The organism is Roseivivax halotolerans (assembly GCF_900115815.1).
Taxonomy (GTDB): domain Bacteria; phylum Pseudomonadota; class Alphaproteobacteria; order Rhodobacterales; family Rhodobacteraceae; genus Roseivivax; species Roseivivax halotolerans.
In genome coordinates this window covers 27,828-47,049 of sequence record NZ_FOXV01000011.1, presented here as the reverse complement: position 1 = coordinate 47,049, position 19,222 = coordinate 27,828, and the positions used below count along the sequence as shown (strand labels likewise).

General features: G+C 65.2%; 16 protein-coding genes. 13 read left to right on the top strand and 3 right to left on the bottom strand.

Features of this window, described 5'->3' with window-relative positions; translation table 11 throughout:
- Positions 1–4: 4 nt before the first annotated feature.
- The 6 genes from BM171_RS14380 to BM171_RS14355 are packed head-to-tail and all read left to right on the top strand — an operon-like array spanning position 5 to position 6,696.
- The gene (locus tag BM171_RS14380; RefSeq protein WP_093013837.1) at positions 5–829 is read left to right on the top strand and encodes an HpcH/HpaI aldolase/citrate lyase family protein; all 825 of its coding nucleotides are present in this window, start codon (positions 5–7) and stop codon (positions 827–829) included.
- Positions 826–1,659 (top strand): HTD2 family dehydratase, encoded by an 834-nt coding sequence (locus tag BM171_RS14375; protein WP_093013834.1) that lies wholly within the window; start codon positions 826–828, stop codon positions 1,657–1,659. The genes BM171_RS14380 and BM171_RS14375 overlap by 4 nt, the downstream gene beginning before the upstream one ends.
- Before the next feature lie 12 nt (positions 1,660–1,671).
- Positions 1,672–2,646: an NAD(P)H-dependent flavin oxidoreductase gene (locus BM171_RS14370; RefSeq protein WP_245760278.1), complete on the top strand. Its 975-nt coding sequence runs from the start codon at positions 1,672–1,674 to the stop codon at positions 2,644–2,646.
- A 14-nt stretch (positions 2,647–2,660) separates the two neighbouring features.
- Positions 2,661–4,379 (top strand): acyl-CoA dehydrogenase family protein, encoded by a 1,719-nt coding sequence (locus BM171_RS14365; protein WP_093013831.1) that lies wholly within the window; start codon positions 2,661–2,663, stop codon positions 4,377–4,379.
- On the top strand, positions 4,376–5,692 hold the full coding sequence (locus tag BM171_RS14360) for an MmgE/PrpD family protein (protein ID WP_093013828.1): 1,317 nt from the start codon (positions 4,376–4,378) through the stop codon (positions 5,690–5,692). The genes BM171_RS14365 and BM171_RS14360 overlap by 4 nt, the downstream gene beginning before the upstream one ends.
- Positions 5,689–6,696: an aldo/keto reductase gene (locus BM171_RS14355; RefSeq protein ID WP_093013825.1), complete on the top strand. Its 1,008-nt coding sequence runs from the start codon at positions 5,689–5,691 to the stop codon at positions 6,694–6,696. The genes BM171_RS14360 and BM171_RS14355 overlap by 4 nt, the downstream gene beginning before the upstream one ends.
- A 21-nt stretch (positions 6,697–6,717) precedes the next feature.
- Here BM171_RS14355 and BM171_RS14350 read toward each other — a convergent pair whose 3' ends face one another.
- The gene (locus BM171_RS14350; protein WP_093013822.1) at positions 6,718–7,644 is read right to left on the bottom strand and encodes an isoaspartyl peptidase/L-asparaginase family protein; all 927 of its coding nucleotides are present in this window, start codon (positions 7,642–7,644) and stop codon (positions 6,718–6,720) included.
- A gap of 178 nt (positions 7,645–7,822) precedes the next feature.
- On the opposite strand from BM171_RS14350, the gene BM171_RS14345 reads away from it, so the two are divergent.
- The 7 genes from BM171_RS14345 to BM171_RS14315 all read left to right on the top strand — a co-directional run bounded on the left by BM171_RS14345 (position 7,823) and on the right by BM171_RS14315 (position 17,445).
- Complete coding sequence (locus BM171_RS14345) at positions 7,823–8,707, top strand: cyanophycinase (protein ID WP_245760277.1); 885 nt, start codon at positions 7,823–7,825, stop codon at positions 8,705–8,707.
- Positions 8,694–11,348 carry a cyanophycin synthetase gene (cphA, locus tag BM171_RS14340; protein WP_093013819.1) on the top strand — a complete coding sequence of 885 codons (2,655 nt, stop codon included), beginning with the start codon at positions 8,694–8,696 and terminating at the stop codon, positions 11,346–11,348. Before BM171_RS14345 ends, cphA begins: the two co-directional genes overlap by 14 nt.
- Before the next feature lie 73 nt (positions 11,349–11,421).
- Entirely contained in the window at positions 11,422–12,723 is a 1,302-nt protein-coding gene (locus tag BM171_RS14335; protein WP_093013816.1) for an ATP-grasp domain-containing protein, read from the top strand.
- A gap of 70 nt (positions 12,724–12,793) precedes the next feature.
- The gene (locus tag BM171_RS14330) at positions 12,794–14,809 is read left to right on the top strand and encodes a CocE/NonD family hydrolase (RefSeq protein WP_093013813.1); all 2,016 of its coding nucleotides are present in this window, start codon (positions 12,794–12,796) and stop codon (positions 14,807–14,809) included.
- A 139-nt stretch (positions 14,810–14,948) separates the two neighbouring features.
- A complete protein-coding gene (locus BM171_RS14325; RefSeq protein ID WP_093013810.1) occupies positions 14,949–15,446 on the top strand; it encodes a peptidase associated/transthyretin-like domain-containing protein in 498 nt (165 codons plus the stop codon).
- Between the two features lie 2 nt (positions 15,447–15,448).
- Positions 15,449–16,063 (top strand): ferric reductase-like transmembrane domain-containing protein, encoded by a 615-nt coding sequence (locus BM171_RS14320; RefSeq protein ID WP_093013807.1) that lies wholly within the window; start codon positions 15,449–15,451, stop codon positions 16,061–16,063.
- Positions 16,064–16,242: 179 nt separating this feature from the next.
- Entirely contained in the window at positions 16,243–17,445 is a 1,203-nt protein-coding gene (locus BM171_RS14315) for an aminopeptidase P family protein (RefSeq protein ID WP_093013804.1), read from the top strand.
- Positions 17,446–17,455: 10 nt separating this feature from the next.
- Here the strand turns inward: BM171_RS14315 and BM171_RS14310 are convergent, their stop codons facing one another.
- Both BM171_RS14310 and uraH read right to left on the bottom strand, forming a co-directional pair.
- The gene (locus BM171_RS14310) at positions 17,456–18,688 is read right to left on the bottom strand and encodes a urate hydroxylase PuuD (RefSeq protein ID WP_093013801.1); all 1,233 of its coding nucleotides are present in this window, start codon (positions 18,686–18,688) and stop codon (positions 17,456–17,458) included.
- Between the two features lie 150 nt (positions 18,689–18,838).
- A complete protein-coding gene (gene uraH, locus BM171_RS14305; protein WP_093013798.1) occupies positions 18,839–19,195 on the bottom strand; it encodes a hydroxyisourate hydrolase in 357 nt (118 codons plus the stop codon).
- Between the last annotated feature and the right edge of the window lie 27 nt (positions 19,196–19,222).

The window sequence follows — 19,222 nt, the reverse complement described above, 5'->3', positions numbered from 1 at the left end:
AGTGATGGACGTGGTTCTCGACAGTTTCGCGACGCTGAGTTTCCCGCTCTTCGTGCCGGCTGACCGCCCCGACCGGTTCGCCAAGGCCTGCGCGTCGGGAACCGACAGCGTCATCATTGATCTTGAGGACGCGGTCGCCTCGGACCTCAAGAGCGCCGTGCGCCGCATTCCGCGCGACGCTCTGCCGAGCGACCGGACCGTGACGCTCATGCTTCGGATCAACGCGCCGGGCACGCAATGGTATCGCGACGACGTGGCGTTTGCCCGCGCGACCGGGTTCGATGCGGTGGTGCTGCCCAAGGCCGAAACACCCGAGCAGATCGCGGACCTGCGCGCGGCGCTGAATCCCGGCCAGAAAATTCTCGGTCTCGTCGAAACGGTGCGCGGCGTCGCGCGCATGACCGAGCTTGCCGAAGCGACCGACCGCCTCGCTTTCGGCTCCATCGACCTCTCGGCAGATATGGGCTGCGAGAACACGCACATGGCCTTCCTCCCGATCCGCAGCCAGATCGTGCAGGCCGCCCGGCTGGCGGGGCGGCCCGCGCCGCTCGACGGGGTGACGACGGCGACGCGCGATCCGGACATCATCGCCGAGGATGCGCGCCACAGCCACGAGATGGGTTTCGGTGGCAAGCTCCTGATCCATCCCAACCAGATCGAACCGGCCCGCAGCGCCTTCCGACCGAAAAAAGAGCGGATCGATTGGGCGGAGCGCGTGATCGCGGCGTCCGCCGATGGCGGCGCGGCCCTCGTGGACGGGGCGATGGTAGACGTGCCGGTGCTCAAGCAGGCGCGCCGCATTCTTGACCGCGCGAGGGCTTTGTCATGACCACGCTTGCCGATCTCGATATCCCACATCTCGAAAGCTGGATCGGCCGCGAGGAGGTGGCGCAGGACATCGTCACGCCGGGCCTTGCGGAGCGGTTCGCCGCCACTTTCGGCGATTGGGTTCTGAGCGAGGGCGATGCGGTGCCTCCGGGCCTTCACTGGTGTCTCGCGCCGCCTGCGGTGCCTGAAGGCGGACTTGGCCCCGACGGGCATCCCAAGCGCGGCGGGTTTCTGCCCCCCGTGTCGTTCCCGAATCGGATGTGGGCGGGTGGAGAGGTCACGTTTCACGCGCCGATCCGTGTCGGCGACGAGGTAACCCGCACCTCCCGGATCGAGAGCCTCAAAACGAAAGAGGGACGCTCTGGCCCCTTGGTCTTCGTGAGCGTGCGTCATGTTCTCACGGTCGGCACCACGCGGGTGATCGAGGAACGCCAGGACATCGTCTATCGCCCCGACGCCCGCAGCGACACCCCGAAAGGCGCAGGAGGGGAGGGCACGCCGGGGCAGGATGACTTCGTGGCCGGGCCCGTGACGCTCTTTCGCTATTCGGCCATGTCCTTCAACGGGCACCGTATCCACTATGACCACCCCTACGTGACAGAGACCGAAGGCTATGCCGGGCTCGTCGTACATGGACCGATCCAGGCAACGCTTCTCATCAATGCTGCCGCGCGGGATCTCGGGACGGAAGGTTTGAGCGTTGCCTATCGCGGCCTTGCACCGCTGATTTCCGGGCAGCCCGCACGGATCCACAAGGACGAGGGCCGCTATTGGCTCGAGAAACGCGACGGGACCGCGACCTTCGAGGCGCGTGCCTCCCGCGACAGCTGAACAGGAGTTTCAATGACCGACGCCGCCGCGCGCATCGCCGAGATGAAAACGCACATGTCGCTGCCACTTATCGGCGCGCCGATGTTCCTCGCCTCCGGCGTCGATCTGGTTGTCGCGCAGTGCTGTGCGGGGGTTGTCGGCACGTTCCCGTCGCTGAACGCGCGCCCGGCGGAAGAGCTCGACATCTGGCTGACCGAGATCGAGAAACGCTGCGCCGAGTTCGCTGGAAAGACCGGCAAGACGCCCGCGCCCTATGGCGTCAATCTCATCGTCAACGAATATAACGACCGGCTCGAGGCCGACCTTGCGACCTGCGTCCGGCACAAGGTGCCGCTCGTCATCACCTCGCTGTCCGCGCCCGACAAGGTGGTCGAGGCGGTGCACGGCTATGGCGGGCTCGTCTTTCACGACGTCATCAAGGCCCGCCACGCACGCCGGGCCGCGAAATCGGGCGTGGACGGGCTGATCCTTGTGGCGTCTGGCGCCGGCGGGCATGCCGGCACGCTCAGCCCGTTCGCGCTTGTCGAGGAGGTCCGGGACTTCTGGGACGGCCCGCTCGTTCTGTCGGGCGCTGTCGCTAACGGTCGCGCGGTTCTGGCCGCCGAAGTGCTGGGCTGCGATTTCGCCTATGCCGGGACCGTGTTCATTCCCGCCGAAGAGGCCATCGCGCCCCATCCCCACAAGGAGATGATCACCCGCGCCGAGGCCGACGGTATCATCTACACGCCGATGTTCTCGGGCACCCACGCCAACTACCTCTCCGAAAGCGTCTCGACGGTCGGGGTGGAACTGGACGAGGCGCGGCGTGCGGAGCCGCGGCGGATGAGCTCCAAGGACGATCCAGACCGACCGAAAGCCTGGAAGGATGTCTACAGCGCGGGCCAGGCGGTCGGTCAATCCCGCGCCATCGAACCTGCCGCGGACATCATCGCGCGGCTGGTGCGCGAATACGAGGCGGCGCGGAACACGGTGACCGGCCGGAACTGAGGGGAGACGAGACGATGGCAGCAACCGAGAACAACATTCCCGACAGCCGCGGGCTCAACGCCTTCGCGTCCGATCCGGCTTTCGACGCGCTTCTGGATATCTACCTGCCCGAGGATCTGCAGGACCGCCTCAGACCCGAGCTCGACCGCATGGGCGGACTCGTCGGGGATCGTCTCGAAGAATTGGCGCTCGCCGCCGATCACAACCCGCCGGAACTGAAGCTGCGGGACCGCACCGGTCAACGGTCCGAGACAATCGAGAAGCATCCCGCCTACGAAGAACTCGAGCGCTACGCGTTCAGCGAATTCGGTCTGGCGGCAATGTCGCACCGCGCCGGGGTCTTCGGCGCCGAGACCAAGCTTCACCCGATGGCGAAATATGCGCTGGTCTACCTTTTCGTTCAGGCCGAGTTCGGCCTCTGCTGTCCGCTCTCGATGACCGACAGCCTGACACGAACGCTGGTCAAGTTCGGCGGTCCCGCCTTGGTCGAACGCTACATCGATCGTCTCACGAGCCAGGACATGGATACGCTTTTTCAAGGCGCGATGTTCATGACCGAGCAGGCGGCGGGCTCCGATGTCGGGGCGATCGAGACCGTCGCGCGACAGGAGGACGGCGCGTGGCGCCTCTACGGGGACAAGTGGTTCTGCTCGAACCCCGACGCGGGTCTGGCGATGGTGCTCGCACGGCCTGACGGGCAGGGGGCGGACGGCACGAAGGGGCTCTCGCTCTTCCTGCTGCCGCGGCACCTACCGGATGGCAGCCTCAACGCCTACCGTATCCTGCGCCTCAAGGACAAGATGGGCACTCGGTCGATGGCGTCGGGCGAGATCGCGCTCGAAGGTGCGACCGCCTACCTCGTCGGTGAGGCCGGGCAGGGCTTCAAGCAGATGACCGACATGATCAACATGTCCCGGCTTGCAAACGGTGTGCGGAGCGCGGGCCTGATGCGCCGCTCGGTCTCGGAGGCGCTTTACATCGCGCGGAACCGGACGGCTTTCGGGAAGCGCCTGATCGACATGCCGCTCATGCGCCGGCAGCTCTCGAAGATGCTGGTTTCCGCAGAGGAGGGCCGCAGCATGGTCTTCCATACCGCCCGCGCGCTCGCCGCCTCGGATGGCGGGGATCGCGACATGGCGAAGGTTCTGCGAATCCTGACCCCGCTCGTGAAATTCCGCACATGCCGCGATGCGCGCAAGGTCGCGGGCGATGCGATGGAGGTGCGCGGCGGCTGTGGCTATATCGAAGAGTTCTCGGATGCCCGGATTTTGCGGGACGCGCATCTCGGCTCGATCTGGGAAGGCACGTCCAACATCATCGCGCTCGACGTGATGCGAGCTGCGCGGCGGGAAGGGGCACTGGACGCGCTTTCCGAATATCTGCGTCGCTGCCTTGCCGAGAGCGACGCCGAACTGGCCGCCGAGATTGCGCCCTGCCTTGACCGTGCCGTCGCACTCGCTGCGCGCTGCGCCGAGAAAGGCAGTGACGAGGAGGCACGGCGCGCGGCGTCGGGGCTGTACCACGCAAGCGCGGCGGTGTTCATGGCCTGGGAAGCGGCGCGGATGCGCGGCACGGCCGCCGAAGACCGCAAGACGCTGTCGCGGCTGGTGCTCAGCCATCGCCTTCAGCCGCGCGATCCGCTCGCCGCCGCCGAGGACGAAGATCCGCGGCTGTCCGATCTTTTGTCGCGCGCCGCGATCGAACCTCAGGCCCGCCGGAAAGCCGCTGCATGACTGGACTTGCCGCTCGGCTTGCCGGGTTCGCGTCAGGCCCCGCGCCGCGCGATCCGGATCTGGCGCGCACCGTCCGCCTGTCACTCTACGACTGGGCCACCGTCGGACTTGCGGGGCAGGGCGAGCCGGTGGCCGAGGCGGCGTTTGCCCTGGCGCGAAGTGAGCCGGGCAAGGCCACGCTTTTCGGCGGCGGTCAGGCTGGCGCGCGCGCCGCGGCACTGGCCAATGGCGCGGCGAGCCACGCGCTCGACTACGACGATACGCATTTTCTTCACATCGGCCATCCGAGTGTCGCGGTGATCCCCGCCGCGCTCGCCGTGGCGGAGACGCGGGGCACAAGCGGGGAGGCGCTGCTCGACGCGCTGGCGCTCGGGCTAGAGACCGCCTGCCGCGTTGGCGATTGGCTCGGGCGCGGCCATTACGAGGCCGGATTTCACCAGACCGGGACTTCGGGCGCGTTCGGCGCGGCCGTGGCGGCGGGACGTCTTGCGGGGCTCGATGCTGGCGGCCTGGAAGCGGCGATTGGCTTGACGGCGACCCGCGCCGCCGGGCTCAAGAGCCAGTTCGGCACCATGGGCAAACCGCTTAATGCCGGGTTTGCCGCTGAGGTCGGCGTGACCTGCGCTTTGCTGGCGGAGGCCGGTGCGCGATCGGCGCCTGAGGCGATGGAAGGCCCGCAAGGCTTCGGGCCGACGCATGGCGGCGGGGCCCGCAAGGAGGCGTTCGACGGGCTGGGCGAGACATGGGTTTTCCCGCAGATTTCCTACAAGTTCCACGCGTGCTGCCACGGGCTGCATGCCATGCTCGAAGCGATGCGCGATCCGGCAATCACGACGCTCGACCCTGAGAAGATAACGAAGATCGAGGTCACGACCCATCCGCGCTGGCTCGCCGTCTGCAACCAGCCCAGACCCGAAACCGGACTAGCCGCGAAGTTCAGCTACCGGCTGACCGCGGCGATGGCGCTGGCGGGCGTCGATACCGCAGCGCTCGAAAGCTATTCGGCCGAGACCTGCGCGCGGCCGGATCTCGTTGCGCTCAGGGACAAGGTCGAGGTCCGAACGGACGAGACGCTTTCCGATACGGCGGCACGCGTGAGACTTCTTTGCGAGGATGGCGAAAGCGCCGAGGCCGGACACGACCTCGTTCGCGATGCGGACGCCGCGGAGACCGAACCGCGCCTTCGGCGCAAGGCGGCGGCGCTGCTCGGCACAGATCGCGCAGAGGCGCTCTGGGACGCGGTGCGCAGCTTGAGCACATCCTCCCTCGACACATTCACCGCGCGAATGGCTGCGGCAGGAGACAGATCATGACCAACACCGCTCTTCCGTCCCGCACTCTCGGGCAATCGGGGCTTTCCCTTACCGCGATCGGCCTCGGCGCGATGAACATCTCAGGGTTCTACGGCCCTTCGACGGAAGAGGAGGCGTTCGCGCTTTTCGACAAGGCGGCGGAGCTCGGTATCGACCATCTCGATACGTCGAACGTCTATGGCATGGGCCATTCCGAGGAGGTCATCGGACGCTATCTCGCATCGCGCGGCCCGATTTTCCGCATCGCGACAAAGGCGGGCATCTGCAGCGATCCCAAGACCGGCGGGAGGTTCTACGATAACAGCCGGGCGCATCTGACCGCATCGCTCGAGGCCAGTCTCGCCCGGCTCGGGCTTGAGGCGGTCGATCTGTTCTACGTGCATCGGCGCGAGGCGGCACGCCCCATCGAAGAGGTGACCGAAAGTCTTGCCGAGCTGAAGGCATCGGGACGCACGAAAGCGGTGGGCTTTTCCGAGATATCCCCGGCCTCGCTCGACCGGGCGATGGCGGTGCATCTCGTCGACGCGGTGCAGTCGGAATATTCGCTCGCGACCCGCGCCCCGGAGCTTGGCCTCGTGCAAGCTTGCGAGCGGCACGCAGTTGCGCTTGTCGCCTTCTCGCCCGTGGGCCGGGGCTTCCTGACCGACACGCCGCCCGACATGGCGCGGGTGGAGGGCTCGGCTTTCCTCAGGTCCAATCCTCGTTTCCACGAGCCGAACTTCGCCTACAATCTCGCAAGCTCGGATCGTTTCAGACAGCTGGCCGCTGACTTCGAGGCCCCGGCAGCCAGCCTTGCGATCGCGTGGCTCCTGTCGCGCAGCGAGACGGTCATTCCCATTCCGGGCACCCGCTCCCCGCGTCACCTCGAGGAAGCGGCGCGCGGGGCGACCATGCGCCTTGGCGCAGAGGATCTCGCGCGGATCGAGGAGGCATTGCCACCCGGTTGGGCGCATGGCGACCGCTACAGCGAGACGCAATGGCACGGGCCGGAGCGTTTCGCCTGACCCGCGATCGTCATCACGAGGTCAGTAGACGTGGGTTTCGCGGTCGCCGTCCTCCCGGCTCCAGCCGCGATACATGCCTTCGCAGTTGAAGGGCGCCGCGAAAGTGCCGTCCTTCGCGACCGCGATCAGCCCGCCCGAGCCTCCCGCGTCGGTCAAGTCGTCGGCGACAACGGTCCCGGCCGCATCCGTCAGGGTGGCACCCGTCAGCCGAACGCGCGCCTCGATCTCGTGGGCCACGGCCAGCCTCAAGAAAACCTCGCCATCGCCGGTCGCCGAGATCGCGCAGCTGCGATTGTCGGCATAGGTGCCTGCGCCGATCACCGGACTGTCGCCAACGCGCCCAGCGCGTTTCGCGGTCATCCCGCCGGTCGAGGTCGCGGCGGCGAGACAGCCGTGCCGGTCGAGCGCGACGGCGCCCACGGTGCCGTGCCTACGGCTCGGATCGTCATCGAGCGCGCCCGAGCGCTCCATCTCGAGCGTGCTTTGCAAGCTCGCATGCCGTTCCTCGGTATAGAAATAAGCCGCGTCCTCGAAAGGCAGGCTCGCCTCGCGCGCGACATCGAGCGCGCCGTCACCGATCATCAGGACGTGGCTCGTGCGCTCCATCACCGCACGCGCCGCCCGGATCGGGTTGCGGGGCCCCATGATCCCCGCGACCGCGCCGGCGCGGCGGTCCGTGCCGTCCATGATCGCGGCATCCATTTCGTGTGTGCCCTTGCGCGTGAAAACCGCGCCGCGCCCGGCATTGAACAAGGGCTCGTTCTCGAGTGCGATCACCGCCGCTTCCACCGCATCGAGCGCCGAGCCGTCCGCCTCCAGAATCGCCTCGCCCGCGGCCAGAACGCGGTCCAGCGCCGCGTGGTACCGCGTCTCCATCTCCTCGGTCATGGTCTGCCGCGGCAAAACGCCCGCGCCGCCATGAATTACGAGCGTGTAGCCCTGAGCCATTACAATCCTCGCGTGAAAAAGTCGGTGCCTGTGGGTCTTCGCCGCCACGTCATCGCTGAAAAACGCGGCAGAATGCAACAATCGGCGCAATTCTTTGCAAAGGGGACTGTCCTATTTACCGTTTGCCGATCATCATCACACAAGATATAGCTTCCGTTTGGTTCACAAGGGCACGTCCATGAACATGACGACACCGGTCTCGAAAAAGGATGCACGGCCCTTCGCCAAGCCGGGCGCTCTCGTTGCCATCGGCGGGGCGGAGGACAAGACCAATTCCGTCGCGATCCTGGCGCATGTGCTGGAGCTGTCGGGCAAGGATGCGCCGATTGTCGGCGTCATCACCACGGCAAGCAGCATTCCCGGCGAAGTGTTCGACGGCTATAACGACGCCTTCCGTGCGAAGGGTGCGTCGGAGGTGCTCGATATCCGTATTCGCGAGCGCAAGGACGCGCATGACGCGAAGTTCATCGACATGATCCGCGCCTCGGACGTCCTGTTCATCTCGGGCGGCGATCAGATGCGCCTGACCAATATCTTCGGGGCCTCCGACGCGCTCGACGCGATCCGGGAGCGGCACGAAGTAGGCATGGTCGTCGCAGGCACCAGCGCGGGCGCGGCCTGCCAATCGGCCACGATGGTCTATGGCGGTCCGGCGGACGATGCACTCCGCAAGGGCGCTGTGAAGATGTCGGCGGGCTTCGGTTTCGTCGAGGGCGTCATCATCGATACCCACTTCCTCGAACGCGGGCGCTTCTCGCGGCTGATGGAGGTGGGCGCGACCAACCCGGAATATCTCGGCGTCGGCCTCGGAGAGGATGCGGCAGTCCAGTTCGACGGCGACCTGATCCGCGCCTTCGGACCGGGCCATGTCATCCTGGTTGACAGCTCGGAGATCACCGGGTCGAATGTGTTTGATCTCGCCGACGGGGAACCTGTCACGGTTCACGGCGTTAAAATGCATGCGCTGGTTGAGGGTTATGGATACAGCCTGAGGGACCGGCGGGTCCTCGGGCCGCACGAGCTCGAGGCAGAAAGCCTGGAGCTAAGGATTGCAAATACTTGAGCACCGTGCGCTGCGCGGCCCCAACTATTACAGCCGTTACAAAGCCATCTATATGCGCCTCGACATCGAGGAGCTGGAAGAGCGACCGAGCGACAAGGTCGAGGGCATCGCCGAGCGTCTCGAGGCGCTGATCCCCACCATCCACCACCACCGCTGTTCCGTCGGAGAGGCGGGCGGTTTCCTGCAACGTGTGCGGCATGGCACATGGGCAGGACACATGGTCGAGCACGTGGCGATCGAATTGCAGAACCTTGTCGGGTTCTCGGTCGGCTACGGCAAGACCGTCGATAGCTACGACAAAGGCATCTACAACGTCGTGTACCGCTATCGCGACGAGGCGACGGGCCTTGCCGCGGGCCAGGCGGCGGTCGAGATCGTCCAGCAGCTCTACGACAACGAGGACGTCGATCTTCAACCATATATCGACAGCCTCAAGGAAGTGCGCGACGCCAATGCGCTCGGTCCTTCGACGGGTGCAATCGTCGATGCGGCCAAGGCGCGGAACATCCCCGCCTACAACCTGACCGAAGGCACGAGCTACACGCAGCTCGGTCACGGCATCAAGCAGCGGCGCTTCCAGGCGACGGTGACGGATGCATCGGGGATCATCGGTCACTCGATCGCCGACGACAAGGACTGGACCAAGCAGATCCTGGGCGAAGCGGGCGTGCCGGTGCCGCACGGACAAACCTGTTATTCCTTCGAAGAGGCTCAGGCCGCCGCCGAATGGATCGGCTGGCCGGTCGTCACGAAGCCGCTCTCGGGCAATCACGGGCGCGGGGTGACCACCGATATCAACACGCTCGAGGATCTGCGCTCGGGGTATGACGCCGCCGTGGCGCGGGCGCGTGACGACTACGCTGGCGTGATCGTCGAAAGCTACATCAAGGGCGAGGATCACCGGATGCTGGTGATCGGCGGCAAGCTGGTCGCCGCCGCCCGCCGCCGTCCGGCGCATGTGGTCGGCGATGGCAAAACCACGATCCAGGCGCTGATCGACATCGAAAACAAGGATCCGCGACGGGGCGTCGGCCACGAGAACCTGCTCACCCAGATCAATGTGGACGAGCAGACGCACCGGATGCTCGAACAGGCGGGATATACGCTCGATACCGTTCTGCCCGAGGGCGAGATCGCCTTTCTGAAGTCGACGGCCAATATCTCCACCGGAGGCACCGCCGCGGATCTGACCGACGAAGTGCATCCCGAGGTTCGCTTCGCAATGGAGCGGATCGGACGGCTCGTCGGGCTCGACGTGATCGGCATCGATCTTCTGTGCGAGAACGTCTCGATCCCGCTCGACCGTCAATCGGCCGGTGTGGTCGAGGTCAATGCCGGCCCCGGTTTCCGTATGCACATGTCGCCCACGCATGGCCATCCGCGACCCGTGGGCCAGCATGTTGTCGATATGCTCTTCCCCGACCAAACGGATGACGGGCGCATTCCGATCACAGCGATCACCGGCACGAACGGCAAGACCACGACGACGCGCCTGACGAGCCACATCCTGCGCCAGGCGGGCTGGTCGGTGGGCATGGGCTGCACCGGCACGGTCGAGATCGACAACAACGTCATCCTGCGCGGCGATTATTCCGGCCCCGCGGCGGCTCAGGCGGTCCTCCGCGAGCCGACGGTCGAACATGCCGTGCTCGAAGTCGCGCGCGGCGGCATAATGCGGCGGGGTCTGGGCTTCGACGAGGCGGATGTCGGCGTTCTTCTGAACATCGCCTCCGATCACCTAGGCGAACGCGGCATCCACACGCTCGAGGAACTGGCGCGCTGCAAGACGGTCGTGGTCGACGCGGTGAAGCGCAAGGGAGAGGGCGGCTATTGCGTCCTCAACGCCGACGATCCGCTTGTCATGGACCAGGGCACCTATTGGGCGCGCGGCGAGATCATCTATTTCACGATGAACCCCGACAACCCGGACCTGGCGGAGCATCTCAGCAACCTCGGCATGGTCATGAGCGTAAAGAACGGCTGGATCGTGCTCCTGCGCGGCAAGGTCACGGTCGAGATCGTGAAGGTGAACGATGTGCCCATCGCCTTCGAAGGTCACGCGCCGTTCAACGTTCAGAACGCGATGGCGGCTGCGGCCGCCGCGCTCGCCCACGGGATCGAGATCGACGATATCCGCGCAGGGCTTCTGACCTTCCATCCGACGCCCGCACAGATGCCGGGCCGCACGAATTATTTCGAAGCGGACGGGGTGAAGTGCCTCATCGATTACGGTCACAACGTCCCCGCTCTCGAGGCGCTCGAGCCGCTCGTCACCGGCCTCGGCACGCAGCGCAGGATCGCGGTCTCGACCGCTCCGGGCAACCGGCGCGACGAAGACCTGATGGCGCTCGGCGCGCAGCTCGCCAAGATGTGCGACGAGGTCTATGTCTACGAGACCGATGCGCGCGGACGCGAGGAAGGCGAGGTCGCGAGGCTGATCCACGAAGGCGCTGCCTCTGGCGGTGAAGCCGGACGGGTCGAGATCATCATGGGTGAGGCGGAAGCCGTCGACCGCGCGATGGAAAGCGCGCGGCAAGGCGATTTCCTCCTGCTTCTGGTCGATGACATCGACGGGACGACAGAGCGGCTCAAGGGCCGGTCCTTCCCGACACAAGCCGAACTGGCGCAACCGGACAACTGATCGTAACGGGCGTGGCGACCGCTCTCTGCCGGTCGTCGAGCCCGACACCACCTTCGCAGGGAAGGAGGCAAGAATGACCAAGAATGTATTCGTCATCGGACTGAACGATCTCAACGCCGAACGTCTGAGGCGCCTGCGCGGCGTCGAGGACGTGGAATTCCACCCGCTCCTGACACCCGCGCAGGTGTCCGAGACGCAGGATTTCGACATCCCCGCGATGCTGAAGGAGGCCGAAGAAACGCTCGACGCCTTTGACGGCTCCATCGACGCCATCGTGGGTTATATCGACTTTCCGGTCTCCACGATGCTGCCGATCCTCTGTGAGAAATACGGCACGCCACAGGCATCGCTCGAAAGCTTGCTAAAATGCGAGCACAAGTACTGGTCGCGCGTGGTCATGCGGGAGGCGATCCCCGATCATATCCCGAAATTCACCGCCTTCGATCCGTTCGACGACGAGGCTCTCGCGAAAATCGGGCAGGCGGATCTGCGCTTTCCGTTCTTCGTCAAGCCGATCAAGTCGTCGGGCTCGCGGCTCGGCTTCCGGATCGATTCGCCCGAGGATTTCGACTTCGCCATCGAGAAACTGCGGGCCGAGATCCGCAGCATCGGCGAGCCATTCGACCATGTGTTGAGCCGGGCGAACCTGCCGGAAGATATCGCGGCGGTCGAAGGGCATTACTGCATGGCCGAACAGGTCATCGGCGGGCGGCAATGCACGGTCGAAGGCTACGTTCACAACGGCGAGGTCGTGCCTTACGGCACGGTCGATTCCATCCGCTATCCTCAGGTCTTGAGCTTTTTCTACTATCTCTACCCGTCCCAGCAGCTTCCCCAGAAGGTGCAGGACAAGATGTGGGAGATCACCCGCACGATCATGGCCCATATCGGCTATGACAATGCGGGCTTCAACATCGAGTATTACTGGGACGAGGTGCAGGACAAGATCTGGCTTCTGGAGATCAACACCCGTATCGCGCAGTCGCATTGCGACCTCTTCGAGATGGTCGATGGGGTCAGCCACCAGCAGGTGACCATTGACCTCGGCCTCGGCCGGAAACCCGACATGCCGAAAGGCGAGGGGCCAGACAACGTCGCGGCGGAGTTTTTCTACCGCGTGTTCTTCCGTGATGCGACCGTGGCTCGCGCGCCATCGCGCGCGGAGGTCGAGGTCGCGGCAGAGCAGATCGACGGCACGCGCATCGCCTCGTATGTCAAGAAAGGCCAGCTTCTGTCCGAATTGCCGGAGCAGGATGCCTACAGCTTCGCGGTCGCATCTGTCTGGATGGGGGCGCGGACGCAAGGCAAGCTGCTCTACAATTACGAGCAGGTGATGAAACGGCTCAATTACGAGTTTACCGACATCGTGGAATAGGTTGCCGCATGGACTTCGGGGGCCGAGGCGGCGATAAGCGCCTCGACCCCTCAAGCGATCGGCGAGCCTCATGAAAATCGACACGAACCTGCCCCGCCCGGTGCGGGAGATCGAACATTTCGAGATCCCGATGCCCGACGGCACCAAACTCGCCGCGCGGATCTGGATGCCCGAGGATGCAGAGGCGCGGCCCGTGCCCGCGATCCTCGAATACATTCCCTATCGCAAGAACGACAAAACGCTGGAGCGTGACCACGCCCGCGCGCCCTGGCTCGCGGGTCAGGGCTACGCTTACGTGCGGCTCGACCTGCGGGGAACGGGCGAATCCGAGGGCCTGATGCTCGATGAATACCTGCCCATCGAGCTGCAGGATGGTTGCGACGCGATCGCGTGGATCGCCGAACAGGCCTGGTGCGATGGCGGCGTCGGCATCGTCGGTATCTCCTGGGGCGGGTTCAACGGATTGCAGCTCGCCGCGCTCCGCCCGCCCGCCCTAAAAGCGGTGGTCAGCATCTGCTCGACCGATGATCGCTACGCGGACGATGTGCATTACATGGGCGGCGCGCTTCTGTGCGATCAGCTTTCCTGGGCGTCGGTGATGTTCGGGATCAACACGCTGCCGCCCGATCCCGCACATGTGGGCGAGGCTTGGCGCGGCATGTGGGAAGAGCGGCTCGACAAGTCGGGGCTCTGGCTCGACACCTGGCTCCAGCACCAGACCCGAGACGACTTCTGGAAGCACGGCTCGGTCTGCGAGGACATCTCGGATATCGAGGTGCCAGTCTACGCGGTTTCGGGCTGGGCCGACGGCTATTGCCGCGCCGTGTTCCGTCTGGTCGAAACGCTGAAGAGCCCGGCCAAGGGGATCGTCGGCCCGTGGTCGCACAAATATCCCCATCTGGGCGCGCCAGGCCCGGCGATCGACTGGCTCACCGAGGAGACACGCTGGTGGGATCAGTGGATGAAGGGCGTGGATACGGGCATCACCGATGAGCCCGCGCTCTGCGTCTACCTTCAGGACCATGCCAAACCTGCGGGCTTCTATGACCATCGAGACGGGCAGTGGATCACGGAGCCGACCTGGCCGTCGCCGAACGTGGCGCGCACCCGGTTCGCCCTGGGCGCGGATGGCGGTCTTGGTGGTGCGGAGGCTGAGGAAGGCGCGAAGCTGACGCTCTCATCCCCGCTCTGGGTCGGCGCACATGCAGGCAAGTGGTGCTCTTATGCCAATATCGGCGATCAGCCCGGCGATCAGCGGCGCGAAGATGCCGGTAGCCTCGTCTTCGAGACCGGACCGCTCGATGCGCCGGCGCATCTTGTTGGCGATCCGTCCCTGACGCTGACATTTGAGGTCGACAAGCCGATCGCCCAGGTCGCGGCGCGGCTCATGGACGTGGCCCCGGATGGGGCGGCGACGCGCGTGAGCTACGGCGTTCTGAACCTCACACATCGGGACAGCCACGAACATCCGGCCGAGCTCGTTCCCGGTGAGACCTACACCGTCACGATCCCCATGAAGCATGTCGCGCAGACCTTCCGCGCCGGGCACCGGATCCGGCTCGGTCTGTCGACGAGCTATTTCCCGATCATCTGGCCCGCGCCAGAGCCGGTCACGCTGACCGTTCTGCCCGCGCAATCGCAGCTCGACCTGCCGCTCTCGGAGGCGCCGACGCCGTGCGCAACCGAGTTCGGCAAGCCGCGCGCCGCGGAGCCTCTGGATCTCGAGTTCGACGTCGAGCCGCATTCGGGCTGGTCGGTTCACGAGGATCGGGAAACCGGCCGCGTGACGGTCGAGACGCGCGATCACGAGGGAGCGGCGCACATCGTCCCTCACGGCTTGCATCATTCGGCCGATGTGCGTGAGCGCTATTCGATCCTGCCGGACGATCCGCTTTCGGCCGAAGGGCAGGTCACTTGGGTGCATGAGATGTCGCGCGAGGATTGGTCGATCCGCACCGTGACCGAGACTCGCCTGACCTGCGATGCCACCCATTTCCATATCGAGGCGCGGCTCCGGGCCTGGGAGGGCGACCGAGAGGTTCGTGATCATCGCTGGAACCGGTCGATCCCGCGCGTCTTGGGCTGACGCGGCAAGGCGCGCTCCGGCGAGCTTGCATGTTCACAATCGGGTGGGCGCGCTTCACTCTGCGGCAGATCGTGCCAAGCTTTAAGCGCAGGAGCGGCTGCGCTTGCGCGCTCCTGAAGCCGACAGAGGAGAGACAGCCATGACACGCTCCACGATCGATCGCCGCACGTTGATGATCGGCGCTGCGGCGGCTGGAGCCGCGCTCATCACTGGGGCCTCCGGCCTTCTCGTGCCCGCACGGGCGCAAGGTCTTGCCCCGACGCCGACCATGCGCGGCGGCTCCAACAATTATCGCCCCGGGGCACCCATCGTCGACCGCATCGGAGGCGGCGGCTTCTGGATGACCGGCACTGTGCGCCGCGCAGGTGACGGCGCACCGCTTCCGAATACCCGTATCCAGATCTGGGCGCATACGACCGAAGGACATGAGCGCGACCCGCAAAGCCACGGCGCGACGCTTACGGATGCCAATGGCGAGTTCCGGCTCGAAATGCCGCAGATCGTGCCCGCCTTCGGCCAGCCGCACGGGCACCTTGCCTATGATAGCGGCGCGTACGAGACGGTGTTCCTGCGTCCGGTCATGTCGAGCGCCAGCGAGACCAGCCTGCGTGCCGATTTCGTGCTGCAACCGGCCTGAACGTGATCCGACTGCGCGGCGTTCTGATCTGGCTTGCGCTCTTTGCCGCGCTGTCCTGGCCGGTGGCCGTTTCCGCGACAAGTCCGCTCCTCGAATGGCGCGGGCCGATCTATATCGCGGCAGGGTTCGCCGGAATCCTCGGTCTTGTCGTGATGGTCCTACAACCGCTTCTGGCCGCAGGCTATCTGCCGGGACTGCCGCCGCAGCGCGGTCGCCGCGTGCATCGTCTGGTTGGCATAGCGCTTGTCCTGCTCATTATTTTCCACGTCGGCGGCCTCTGGATCACCAGCCCGCCCGATGTGATCGACGCGCTCACATTCACCTCCGCCACGCCCTTCGCGGCCTGGGGCGTCATAGCCATGTGGACGGCCTTCGCGGCTGCGGCGCTGGCGCTTTCCCGCAAGAAGCTTCGGCTCAGCCCGCGCCTCTGGCGTCCCGGCCACAGCGGGCTTGTCGCGATCACGCTCGTCTGCACCATCGTCCATGCGGTCCTCATCGAGGGCACGATGGGGCAGGTCTCGAAGATCCTGCTATGCGCGCTGGCGGTTCTGGCAACGGGCCGGGCGCTCCTCGATCTGCGTGCCTGGGCCCTACTGAAGCGGCGCCGCGCGATTTGAGACTTGCCGCGGCGCACCGGACGGCGCCATAATCGCAGAACGGGGGTTGGCGATGGCGTCGCCCGCGCGGGACAGGCCGCGCGCCCGTATCACCGTCCTGAACGCCGGGATCTTGCTTTGTCGTTGCCGCGGCGGGGGAAGGTCTCGCCTCCTGCGGTAGCGCCGCCAGGAGTAGAGCGATGAACCGTCCCGATTTTTACCGTTTCCATCAAGGTCCGCGTGTCCTGCCATTTGCGCCGGGCGAATACGATGCGCGGCTTGCCATTTTGCGAAAAAGCATGGACGAGGCAGGGCTGTCCGCGTGCCTTTTCACCTCGATGCACAACATCGCCTATTACTCGGGCTTTCTTTATTGCGCGTTCGGGCGGCCCTACGGCCTCGTGGTGACGCATGACGCGAGCGTGACGATCAGCGCCGGGATCGACGCGGCCCAGCCCTGGCGGCGCTGCCATGGCGACAACATCACCTATACGGACTGGCAGCGGAACAATTATTGGCGCGCGATCCGCGAGGTCACCGGTCAGGGCGCGGCGCTCGGCTTCGAGGCCGACCACATGACGTTGGCGCAGCACGCGCTGATGACGGAATTCCTTGCGCCAATTCGGACCCATGACATCGCGCCCGCGACGATGCGCCAGCGGATGCACAAATCTGCCGCCGAGATCGCGCTGATCCGGCAAGGCGCAGCGGTGGCTGATGTAGGGGGCTATGCCATCCGCGAGGCGATCCGTGAAGGCGCCCGCGAGATCGACGTAGCAATGGCCGGGCGCGATGCGATGGAGCTTGAGATCGCCGAGCGTTTTCCCGATGCCGAATATCGCGATACCTGGGTCTGGTTTCAGTCAGGGATCAACACGGACGGGGCGCACAACCCCGTGACAGCGCGTAAGCTCGAACGCGGAGATATCCTCTCGCTCAACACCTTCCCGATGATCTCGGGCTATTACACCGCGCTCGAGCGCACGCTCTTCGTCGGTGACGTGGACGCGGCCTCCCGCGCGATCTGGGAGGCGAATGTCGCGGCGCATGAGTACGGCATGTCGCTTCTGAAGCCGGGCGCGTCTTGCGCGGAGGTCACGGAAGCGATCAACGCCTTCTTCGCGGAGCGCGACCTCTTGCAATACCGCACTTTCGGCTACGGCCACTCCTTCGGCGTTCTGTCGCATTACTACGGACGGGAGGCGGGACTTGAGCTGCGCGAGGATATCGACACGGTGCTGGAGCCCGGCATGGTGATCTCGATGGAACCGATGCTGACCATCCCCGAAGGGCAGCCCGGAGCTGGCGGGTACCGTGAGCACGACATCCTCGTCATCACCGAGGACGGAGCGGAGGATATCACCGGCTATCCCTATGGGCCGGACTTCAATACCGTCGGCTAAGGATCTGATATTACTCGGAGGCTGTGCCGCGATACCAGGCAACGATCTGCGCGCGAGCCTCCGCGTCCATCTCGAACGCATTTGGCGGCGGCATCGCGTGGCTGCGCCCGGCTTGCAGGTAAACCTGTCGGGCGTGGCGCGCGACATCGGCCTCGGTCTCGAGCACGACGTTCTTCGGCGCGCGGTGAATGCCCGTCCAGGAGGGCTCGCGCGCATGGCACATGGAGCAATTGCCGACGACCGCATAATAGGCGTCCTCGAAGCCCGCGGCAGAGGCAAGCCGGGTCTCGTGCGGCGTCATCTCGCGCGCGGCGGCGTCCTCATAGGTCTCGTTACCCGAGAAGGTCGAAAGCCAGGCGATCGAAATCATGATCAGCACCGTCACCGCCCAGGTCCAGTGCGGCCCGGTCCCGGTCTTGTGCAAGGTGTTGAAATAATGACGGATCGTCACGCCGGTCAGGAAAATGAGGCTGGCAATGATCCAGGCATACTCGGTCGCGAAGGCCAGCGGGTAGTGGTTCGACAGCATCAGGAAGACGACCGGCAGCGTCAGGTAATTGTTGTGGGTCGAGCGCAGCTTGGCGATCTTGCCGTATTTCGGATCGGGCTTCCGGCCCGCCTTGAGATCGGCCACGACCACCCGCTGGTTCGGCATGATGATGAGAAACACGTTCGCGGTCATGATCGTCGCCGTGAAGGCGCCGAGATGCAAAAGCGCCGCGCGGCCTGTGAAGATCTGCGCGTAACCCCATGACATTGCGGTCAGAATGACGAACAGGATGAGCATCAGTGCCGTCGGCGTCTCGCCCAGTTTCGACTTGCAGAGCGCGTCGTAGGCGAGCCAGCCCAGCGTCAGAGAGCCACCCGAGATCACGATGCCCTGCCAGAGCGCGAGGTCGGCCTTGCCCGGATCGATGAGGTAAAGCTCGCCGCCGACCCAGTAGACGATCATCAAGAGCGCCGCGCCCGACAGCCAGGTCGAATAGCTCTGCCATTTGTGCCAGGTCAGATGCTCGGGCAGCCGATCCGGGGCTACGAGATATTTGGTTGTGTGGTAGAAGCCGCCGCCATGCACCTCCCATTCCTCGCCTGCCGCGCCTTCTGGCAGGTCGGGCGCATCGCGTAGCATGAGGTCTAGCGCGATGAAGTAGAAGGATGTGCCGATCCACGCCATGGCGGTGATGACATGCAGCCAGCGGACCGAAAAGGCGATCCAGTCCCAGATGATTGCCAGATCGTACATGAAGCCTGTCCCCGAACGTCTTGCGAGCGCGGATGCGCGCGTGTCGCCTTATTTTGTGGCATGCAGACGATGCCCGCAAACGCCTTGTGCCCGCTCTTTCGGGGCGTGCATTGGTAACGCCCCGGTGCGGCTATGGAATAGGCAGACGAATTAGCTGCCGCGATAGGTCGAGTAGCCATAGGGCGAGAGAAGCAGCGGCACGTGGTAGTGCGCGTCTGCATCCGACATGCCGAAGCGGATTGGAACCTCGTCCAGGAACAGCGGCTCTTCCGCCGCAAGGCCAGCGTGCCTGAGGTAGTCTCCTGCAAGGAAAACAAGCTCATAGCTGCCAGTCTTGAAGTTCTCTACCGGAAGGATCGGCGTGTCCGTGCGCCCGTCGGCATTCGTGACCGCCTCGGCGATCAGCGTCCGCTCGGACCCGTCCAGATGATAAAGCGCAATTGCAAGCCCGGCTGCCGGGCATCCCCGCGCCGTATCGAGCACATGCGTCGTCAGGAAACCGCTCATGAACCACTCCTTCGCTGTCCCGTCTCT